Origin of the sequence: Kluyvera sp. Awk 3 (assembly GCF_028069715.1) — a bacterium.
Classification (GTDB): Bacteria; Pseudomonadota; Gammaproteobacteria; order Enterobacterales; family Enterobacteriaceae; genus Kluyvera; species Kluyvera georgiana_A.
Map to the genome: position 1 here is coordinate 1 of NZ_JANEWH010000171.1, position 8,633 is coordinate 8,633.

Consider the following 8,633-nt stretch of genomic DNA (forward strand, 5'->3'; position numbering starts at 1 on the left):
CCTTTAATAACAGCATGATATAGCAATTGTTTCGTATGAAAGCTGTTGCGCGCAAAAAATAACTGTCCACTATCGGAAAAAAACGACGTTGTAAAACATTAATCGCATTGTGGATAATCGGCGGCGTCGGATCGGGATGGTCTGAAGACAAAATATTATTTTTAGCGATGGTATTGGAAAAAATAACCTCATTTTAAATAACGCAGCGAACCGTTTAATTAATATTTAATGGGAACGTTCCCTGTTTTTGTCTTAATTATCATGGAAATATTCGTTTGGACTGTTCAAGGACAATAAGCAATGAAAAATTTTACGGTTAAAGCACTGGCGCTGGCATTAACGATGGTTGGAGGCTCCGCGATGGCGGCATCAACGGATGTCAGCGAGCTCCTGGGCCCAACCACGGTGACCGGCGGCTCGGTACACTTTACCGGGTCGGTTGTGAATGCGGCCTGTGCGGTAGCGGAAGACTCGATCAATAAAACCGTGGATATGGGACAGGTTCGCCTTGCCGCGTTTGGCGAAACCCCGGCTGCCGGTAACGTTGCCAACCAAAAAACCCCCTTCACCATCAAGCTGACAGATTGCGATACCAATGTGTCAACACAGGCGTCTGTGACCTTTAACGGCACGGCGGCGGCAGGGTATTCCAGCGTGCTGGATAACACTGCGGGCGCGGGTGGTGCGCAGGGCGTGGGTATCCAGATTTACGACACCGATGGTACCGCGCTGGATCTCGGCAAAGCCTCCAAAGCGGCGACGCTCATCGACGGCGATAACACCATGAGCTTCTCCGCTGACTATATCGCGACGAACAGCACGCTGGCAGCAGGTAACGTGGACGCAACGGCGACCTTTAACGTTACCTACCAGTAATCGCGACAGGAATTAGATGCCATGGACGGCGGTGTCGATTGGGGAGGTTGCCATGAAAGTGATGTCGTCAGGCCTTGCGCTGGCGTTTCTCGCCTGTTTGCCGTCGCTGGCGCAGGCAGGCCATCACCACGTTGTCACCGTCCCCGGTGGCGATGTTCATTTTATCGGGGCGGTAGTGAAAGCGGCCTGTGTTGTGGATACCAACAGCGATGCGCAGACCGTGGAAATGGGGCAGGTGCGATCCAGCATTTTTAACGGTGCGGGTAGCTGGGGTCATCCACAGCCGTTCAGCATTGTGCTTAAAGATTGCGATACCAACATCAGCAAGCAGGTTGGCGTCGCGTTCAACGGCGTGACGGATGCAAGGGATCCTGCGGTTCTGGCGGTGACCAGCGGTGCGGGCAGCGCCGGCAATGTCGGTATTGGCATTTTTGATAGCGCCGGGAATCTGATGATCCCTAACACTCAGCCCCAGCGATTTTCCACGTTGAAAGATGACACTAACGTGTTGAGTTTTATCGCCAAATATAGGGCCACGGCGGCCAATGTTACGCCCGGTGAGGCGGACGCGCAAACCTGGTTCACGCTGACCTACATGTAATTTCCCGCTGCGGCGGCCGTATTTTTATAGGTAAATCATGTTCATTATTTCTCGTACCCGTGCGCTGTTGACGGCGTTAACGCTTATCTCTCTGTCACCGCTCGCGCACGCGGCGGATTATGGCGGTATTGCTCTGGGCTCCACTCGCGTTATTTATCCGCAGGGCAGCGAGCAGATATCGTTGTCGGTCAATAATACCGACAGCAAGGGCGTGTTTTTAATTCAGTCGTGGGTTGAGAATGCCGATAGCCATAAAAGCAGTGACTTTGTCGTCACGCCGCCGTTATTTGTGATTAAACCGAAGAAAGAAAATACGCTCCGGGTGATGTTTATCGGCCAGGATAACGCGCTGCCTAAAGACAGAGAAAGCCTTTACTGGATGAACGTGAAGGCGATTCCGGCGGCGAGCAAAGATTCACAGAATAAAAATACCCTGCAAATTGCGGTTCTGAATCGCATCAAGCTGTTTATTCGTCCGGCGGGTCTGGCAATGAAGTCGGCTGACGCCCCGAACCACCTGCGTTTTCATCAGTCGGGCGCGCAATTAGTCGTCAAAAACCCGACGCCTTATTACATCACGCTGGTGCAGCTGATGGACGGAGCCGTCGAGCTGCCGGCCACCATGGTGCCGCCAATGGGGCAAAGCACGGTGTCTGTCCCTCATAACGCTCACGGTCAAATTACCTTCCAGACGGTGAATGACTATGGGGCAAATACGCCAAAACAAATCGCAGTGATGGAATAATTACCGGGACAGGTCGGCAAAATAATGGCATTCCGTATTCGTATTACCCTACAAGCGTGGCTGGAATATAAACAACGCTACCTCGTTATTTTGCCGGTCGCGTTGGGCGTCATGCCGTCTATGGGCTACGCGGACAATTATTTCAACCCGGCTTTCCTTTCCGGTGACAGTTCGGCGGTGGCCGACCTGTCACGCTTTGAAAATAGCAACGGGCAGGCACCGGGTAAATATCGCGTCGATATCTCGGTGAACCAACAATTTGTCGCGAGCGAGGATGTCACTTTTCAAGCTGATAAAAAAAGCCAGGATGATACCGGGCTGACGCCCTGTTTCACCCTTACCCGGCTGGAAGCGATGGGATTGAATAAAAATGCGTTTCCGGCGTTGAAAGCGCTGCCGAAAGACAGCTGCGTACCGTTTGCCGATATTCCGGATGCCAGCACCCACTTTGATTTTGAGCACCAGAAACTTGATATCAGTATTCCGCAGGCCGGTATGAAGCAAAGCGCGCGCGGCTATATTCCGCCGGAGCAGTGGGATCAGGGGATTAACGCCCTGACGCTGAACTATGATTTCTCCGGTAGCAGCAGCGGCGGCACCAGCCATCAGGACAGCGACTATCTTAATCTGCAAAGCGGCCTGAATCTGGGCGCCTGGCGTCTGCGCGATTATTCGACGTGGAACTATAGCCATGGCGAGGGCAGCTCACAGAATTCATGGGAGCACATCAGCACCTATGTTGAACGGACGATTATCCCGCTAAAAGCCGAAATGACGCTGGGCGAGAGCTATACCCCTTCCGATGTGTTTGATTCACTGAGCTTTCGCGGCGCGCAGCTGGTCTCGGACGATAATATGCTACCCGACAGTCTGAAGGGCTTTGCACCGACGGTACGCGGCATCGCGCGCAGCAACGCCAAAGTCACCATCAAGCAGAACGGCTACGTCATTTATCAAACCTACGTCTCGCCCGGCGCCTTTGCGATTACCGATCTCTATCCCACCTCATCCAGCGGCGATCTGCTGGTGACCGTACAGGAAACCGACGGCAGCGAAAACAGCTATAGCGTGCCTTATTCGGCAGTGCCGCTGCTGCAGCGCGAAGGACGGATCAAATATGCCCTCACTGCGGGTAAATATCGCAGCAGCAACGATCAGCAGGAAGAGGTGAATTTTGCCCAGGGAACGTTAATTTGGGGGCTGCCAAAGGGCTTCACCGCCTACGGCGGCAGCCAGGCTAGCGATGATTATCGGGCATTTGCGCTGGGACTGGGGCTGAATATGGGCGATGTCGGGGCGCTATCGGTTGATGTGACCCAGGCGAACAGTACGCTGGTCGACGGCAGCCAGCATGAAGGGCAGTCCGTCCGTTTCCTGTATGCCAAGGCGCTAAACGGCCTGGGGACTAATTTCCAGCTGCTGGGCTATCGCTATTCGACGCAGGGTTTTTATACCCTCGATGAAACCACCTATCGGCATATGGAAGGCTATACCGGCGACGATAGCTGGCAGGATGACGATCATGATGGCCAGCAGGACAAGCCGGAGTGGACCGATTTTTACAATCTCTACTACACCAAAAAGGGCAAGGTTCAGCTCAACATCTCGCAGACGGTGGGGGAGCACGGCTCGTTGTTTGTCACCGGCTCTGAGCAAAGCTACTGGCATACCGACGAAACCGACAGGTTAATTCAGGTGGGCTACAACGGCACCTGGAACGATATTTCTTACGGTTTAACCTGGAACTATGACCGTTCGCCAGGCGAGAGCGAAGCCGACCAGGTCTACGCTTTTACGCTTTCATTACCGCTGGGCGAATGGTTATCCGGCGGCAATGCCGATATTTATCACGCCGCCAACACGCTGAATGCCTCCTATAACATGAGCACCGATCGTCACGGTAAAACGTCACAAACCGCCGGCGTCAACGGTACGCTGCTGGCTGAAAACAACCTCAGTTATAACGTCCAGGAAAGCTACGCGAACCACGGTACCGGCGACAGCGGTAACGCCAGCCTGAACTACCAGGGCACCTACGGCAACCTGAAAGCGGGATACAACTACAGCGACGGCTATCACCAGCGCAACTACGGGATGAGCGGCGGCGTGGTGGTTCATCGTGACGGTGTCACGTTAAGTCAACCGTTGGGAGACACCAATATTCTGGTGAAAGCGCCAGGCGCGGCGGGCGTTGAGCTGGAAAATACCACCGGGATTAAAACTGACTGGCGCGGCTACGCGGTGGTGCCCTACGCCACGACCTATCGGCAGAATCGCGTTGCGCTCGATACCAACTCAATGGGGAGCAACGTGGATATCGATGATGCGGTGGTCAACGTGGTGCCGACGCAGGGCGCGTTAGTGCGCGCTGATTTTAACGCTCACGTTGGGGCCCGCGCGCTGATTACGGTACTGAAAAATCAAAAACCGGTGCCGTTTGGCTCAACGGTCACGCTTGACGATAGCCAGCTCAGTAGCCTGGTGGGGGATGACGGGCAGGTCTATCTCTCCGGCTTGCCGTCGTCCGGGATGTTGACGGTGCAGTGGGGGGAAGATGCCGACAAACGTTGCTCCGCGCATTACCAGCTTTCTTCAGACCAGATGTCGGAATTTAACCGCCTGACGGCAACCTGCCGCTAGTTTTTGGGAAACCACCATGAAATACGTTTTAAAAATAGCGTTTTGCATAATGTGTGTTGTCGCGATGAATACGGCGTACGCCGGCTCGTCCGACAGCTGTACCAACGCCTCTGGCTCAACGCAGAACGAGAACTTTGACGTCTCAACGTCACTGAATGCCGATACTAACGTGGCGGGTAAAACCACGCAGGTGGTGCGTTCCGGCGATATTCATATGAATGCCGTGTGCCCGAAAACATTTGGTGAGACCAGCAACTACACCTATCGTTCTTATGTCTCGAATTATCCGGTGGTGGAGACATCAGGCAACTGGAAGTATCTGTCGCTGAACGACTATCTGGAAGGGGCGCTAAGGGTAACGGATGCCGTGGCGGGGGACGTCTATGCACCGACAAACTATGCGCGGATGGGGGAGGATAACTGCGTCTCCAACGGCTGTAATTTTCCGGTCTCCGACTCCAATATCACGCTGCAGATTAAAATTGCTAAACCGTTTGTTGGCAACGTCACCATCCCACAGACGCATCTGTTCAACGTCTATGTGAACCGGACTAACAGCTCGCCGTTTGGCACGCCGGTTTACACCATCTCATTTAGCGGCTCCATCACGGTGCCGCAAAGCTGTGAGGTGAACGGTAACCAGGTTATCACCATCAACTTTGGCAATATCGCCTCGGGCAACTTTAAAACCAAAGGGCAAAAACCGTCGGGCTTTACCCCGATTGCCGAGCAGGTACCGGTTAAGTGTGCGGGCGGCATCTCCGAGATGGCCAGTCTGAGTTTTCGCTTTCAGGGGCAGGCGGACAGCAACGAGCCGTCGGCCATCGCCACTGACAATAAAGATATCGCTGTGCAGTTCACTGATATTCTCGGCAACGTAATTACGCCCAACACCGGCACGATCCCTTTCCAACTGGATAACTATGCGGCGACGGTACCCTTCACCGTGTTCCCCATCAGCGCCACCGGCAACAAACCGCAGCAGGGGGTGTTCCATGCGCAAGCGTATATCGTGGTCGATTTTAACTAAGGTGGCGTGAATGATGAGCAAACGGAGTATCGGGCTGTTGGCGATGAGCATGATGATGTCTGTCGCCCACGCCTCAGATAATGGCGTCGAGATCGATATGAGCGGCACGGTGATTGCGTCGACCTGCGACGTGGAAACCACAGATACGTTGCAGACGGTGTATATCGGCAATTTCGCCAGCACGCTGTTTTCGTCGGTCGGTGATGTTTCTCCGTCGGCGGACCTGCTGATTCGGTTGAACAACTGCAGCAGCGGCATTAGCGGCGCAACGGTGAAGTTTAGCGGTACGGCGGATAACGATAACAGCAAACTGCTGGCGCTTTCTGATACCGCGGGAGCGGGGGGAATGGCCGCCGGCGTGGGCGTGGAGATCCTTGATGCGAATAAAAATAGCGTGGCGATCAACACCGATAGCGCTAGCCAGCCTTTGCAAGAAGGCGATAACAATACGCTGACCTTCTTCTTGCGCTACAAGGCGACGAAGATCCCGGTGACCGCGGGTAACGCGTCGTCAGTGATGTACTTTGACCTGAGTTATCAGTAATGAAAAATCGTACTCTTCTTGTCGGTATGCTGTTGCTACTCAGCAGCTTTGCCGCGCAGGCCCATGACGGGCAGGTCTATGTCAGCGGTACGATTCAGGCGAATACCTGCATTGTCGCACCGCAATCGCAGGCGCAAAGCGTGCCGTTGGGAGATATTCCCGGCAAACAATTCTCAGCAAAGGGCAGCGGCTCTCAACCCGTCGCCTTTGTGATTGACTTGCAAAAGTGCGGTGCTGCTGCCAGCGGGGTGGATTTTACCTTTACGGGGACGGCAGACGGAACCGATCGGGAACTGCTGGCACTGGATGGCGCCGAGGCCGCCAGCGGCATTGGTATCGAGCTGCAAAGCGCGGATCACAGCCGATTACCGCTGAATACGGCATCGGCAACCTACCCGATTGACCCGACGCTTGCGGATAACACCTTTCTCTTTTACGCCCGCTATTTGTCGACGGCGGATAACGTGACCAGCGGCGCGGCAAATGCCACGGCCACTTTCACGCTGACCTGGCAATAAGGCAGGATGCTGATGATCAACTGGATAGTATTATGCATAGCGGCTTTCACCTGTTGTTACGCACAAGCTGGCGTGGTCGTTGAGGGAACCCGCTTTATCTTCAATGCCGACAAATCGAGCATCACTTTTACGGTCAACAATACCTCGCAGCAGCGTTTTCTGCTGCTGTCAAAAGTGCTGGATGCGCAGGGCCAGGCTACCCGTGATGTGCCGTTTATGACCACGCCACCGCTGTTTCCTCTCGCGGCGGGGCACAGCAATATTATTCGAATTATACGTACCGGCGGAGACCTGCCGGACGATCGCGAAAGTCTGTTCTGGCTCAGCGTGGCCAGCATTCCGCAAACGCAGGGTAAGCCTTCGCCAAATTCACTTCAGGTGGCGATTCGTAGTCGTATGAAACTCTTCTTTCGCCCGCTGGGGCTGAAGGGACGCGAAGAGGACGCCTATCGTCAACTCACGTGGCAACGCGCCGGAACGCAGGTGCAGGTCAATAATCCGACACCGTATTACGTCACGCTTTTTCATCTTCAACTCAATGGTATTGCGGTGAATAACGTCGGGATGGTGGCACCCTTTAGCCGCGTAACGACATCCGGCTGCCCGGTTGACGGTCCCTGCAGGGTGCAATGGCAAACGATCAATGACTACGGACGAGTGATGCCCGCGCGTCAACAGGCGCTGAACTAATCGTCTGGGGGGCGAACTGTTGTTGCTGACTGGAATAGCGATAGGGGGCGATGTCGATATGTTCGATAATGTTATTCAGATCAATGTATTCCTGGGCTTAACGTTCGCCGGCAAAACGTTAAAAACAGAAGCTCAAAGGATATTAACCGAAGGGATTCGGTTTACTCATAATTAGAACGCGGTCGGTAATTTATCCATATAAACCAGAACGCCAGATTGCACTTCAATATAGTGACCTTTTTTTAATTCAGCGAGTACGTCCATTATTCGGCTGCGGGAGATGCGGGTTCGCCGCTGAATAAAAGAAGAGACTTTAATCTGTCGTCGAATGTCTTCCGGGTAAAGCCACAGCTCCATGAGCAGCGAGCGGATTTTACTGTAGGCATCGTTGCCGACCATTTCGCTGTCACGGGCGCTCATCACCATTACGCGCTGAGCGAGGATCCGCGCGATATCATGCCAGAGATTAAACTCATCACACTTCTCGACGAAGGTATCCAGCGGGATAATCCAGCCGGTACATTCGGTCTCGGCGCGAATATAGTGTTGCGGCCTGGCCGGCACATCGTAGTACAGACTGTAGCCGTCGATAAGCCCCACCACCGTTGGCGCGAACACCGTTGCCATATGCAAATCAACCTGAGCATGGCTAACGGAAAAGCAGCCGGTGGTGACCAACACAATAAAAGCAGTTTCTCTATCATTACTGAGCAACATTTTGGCAGAGGGATTTAAAGTAAATGCGCTACCAAACGGCGCCAGAATAGAATGCAGCGCCATAATTGCCTTTAGTGGTTTCGTTTTTTGACTAAACTCAAATGCATGCAATGAACGAGATGAATCATCTGATTGCGACATGACTTATTTCTCAGTGAATAATATGCGTAAAGTATAGCATGCGTCAGAAGAATGAGTGATTGATATTTTACGATAATTCTCGTTTTCCGTGAGTCCAGGACTAATCTTTTTGTGGTCGGTGAGAATATATA

Annotated in this window: 9 protein-coding genes; 8 read left to right on the forward strand and 1 reads right to left on the reverse strand. The window is 53.4% G+C overall.

Annotated elements, in window-relative coordinates; all coding sequences use genetic code 11:
• Positions 1 to 300 precede the first annotated feature (300 nt).
• The 8 genes from NNN71_RS22180 (at position 301) to NNN71_RS22215 (ending at position 7,644) form a co-directional block, all read left to right on the forward strand.
• Complete coding sequence (locus NNN71_RS22180) at positions 301 to 876, forward strand: fimbrial protein (protein WP_167575628.1); 576 nt, start codon at positions 301 to 303, stop codon at positions 874 to 876.
• Between the two features lie 16 nt (positions 877 to 892).
• Positions 893 to 1,477, forward strand: coding sequence for a fimbrial protein (locus NNN71_RS22185; protein ID WP_223802785.1), 585 nt, complete (start codon positions 893 to 895; stop codon positions 1,475 to 1,477).
• 37 nt (positions 1,478 to 1,514) lie between these two features.
• Positions 1,515 to 2,222 (forward strand): fimbria/pilus periplasmic chaperone, encoded by a 708-nt coding sequence (locus tag NNN71_RS22190; RefSeq protein ID WP_271459354.1) that lies wholly within the window; start codon positions 1,515 to 1,517, stop codon positions 2,220 to 2,222.
• A 24-nt stretch (positions 2,223 to 2,246) separates the two neighbouring features.
• A complete protein-coding gene (locus NNN71_RS22195; protein WP_271459355.1) occupies positions 2,247 to 4,862 on the forward strand; it encodes a fimbrial biogenesis usher protein in 2,616 nt (871 codons plus the stop codon).
• A 64-nt stretch (positions 4,863 to 4,926) separates the two neighbouring features.
• The gene (locus tag NNN71_RS22200) at positions 4,927 to 5,892 is read left to right on the forward strand and encodes a fimbrial protein (protein ID WP_249023136.1); all 966 of its coding nucleotides are present in this window, start codon (positions 4,927 to 4,929) and stop codon (positions 5,890 to 5,892) included.
• A gap of 10 nt (positions 5,893 to 5,902) precedes the next feature.
• On the forward strand, positions 5,903 to 6,436 hold the full coding sequence (locus NNN71_RS22205) for a fimbrial protein (RefSeq protein ID WP_271459356.1): 534 nt from the start codon (positions 5,903 to 5,905) through the stop codon (positions 6,434 to 6,436).
• Positions 6,436 to 6,954, forward strand: a complete 519-nt coding sequence (locus NNN71_RS22210) for a fimbrial protein (RefSeq protein WP_249023138.1) — start codon at positions 6,436 to 6,438, stop codon at positions 6,952 to 6,954. The genes NNN71_RS22205 and NNN71_RS22210 overlap by 1 nt, the downstream gene beginning before the upstream one ends.
• Before the next feature lie 12 nt (positions 6,955 to 6,966).
• Entirely contained in the window at positions 6,967 to 7,644 is a 678-nt protein-coding gene (locus tag NNN71_RS22215; RefSeq protein WP_271459357.1) for a fimbrial biogenesis chaperone, read from the forward strand.
• Positions 7,645 to 7,815: 171 nt separating this feature from the next.
• On the opposite strand, the gene NNN71_RS22220 is transcribed toward NNN71_RS22215, so the two are convergent.
• On the reverse strand, positions 7,816 to 8,502 hold the full coding sequence (locus NNN71_RS22220) for a helix-turn-helix domain-containing protein (protein WP_167575634.1): 687 nt from the start codon (positions 8,500 to 8,502) through the stop codon (positions 7,816 to 7,818).
• Positions 8,503 to 8,633: the final 131 nt, after the last annotated feature.

What these genes read in the sequence shown, in the direction of transcription:
- NNN71_RS22220 (WP_167575634.1), bottom strand. Translation starts at nt 8,502, where the DNA reads ATGTCGCAATCAGATGATTCATCTCGTTCATTGCATGCATTTGAGTTT.
- NNN71_RS22185 (WP_223802785.1), top strand. Translation starts at nt 893, where the DNA reads ATGCCATGGACGGCGGTGTCGATTGGGGAGGTTGCCATGAAAGTGATG.
- NNN71_RS22215 (WP_271459357.1), top strand. Translation starts at nt 6,967, where the DNA reads ATGATCAACTGGATAGTATTATGCATAGCGGCTTTCACCTGTTGTTAC.
- NNN71_RS22210 (WP_249023138.1), top strand. Translation starts at nt 6,436, where the DNA reads ATGAAAAATCGTACTCTTCTTGTCGGTATGCTGTTGCTACTCAGCAGC.
- NNN71_RS22190 (WP_271459354.1), top strand. Translation starts at nt 1,515, where the DNA reads ATGTTCATTATTTCTCGTACCCGTGCGCTGTTGACGGCGTTAACGCTT.
- NNN71_RS22180 (WP_167575628.1), top strand. Translation starts at nt 301, where the DNA reads ATGAAAAATTTTACGGTTAAAGCACTGGCGCTGGCATTAACGATGGTT.
- NNN71_RS22195 (WP_271459355.1), top strand. Translation starts at nt 2,247, where the DNA reads ATGGCATTCCGTATTCGTATTACCCTACAAGCGTGGCTGGAATATAAA.
- NNN71_RS22205 (WP_271459356.1), top strand. Translation starts at nt 5,903, where the DNA reads ATGATGAGCAAACGGAGTATCGGGCTGTTGGCGATGAGCATGATGATG.
- NNN71_RS22200 (WP_249023136.1), top strand. Translation starts at nt 4,927, where the DNA reads ATGAATACGGCGTACGCCGGCTCGTCCGACAGCTGTACCAACGCCTCT.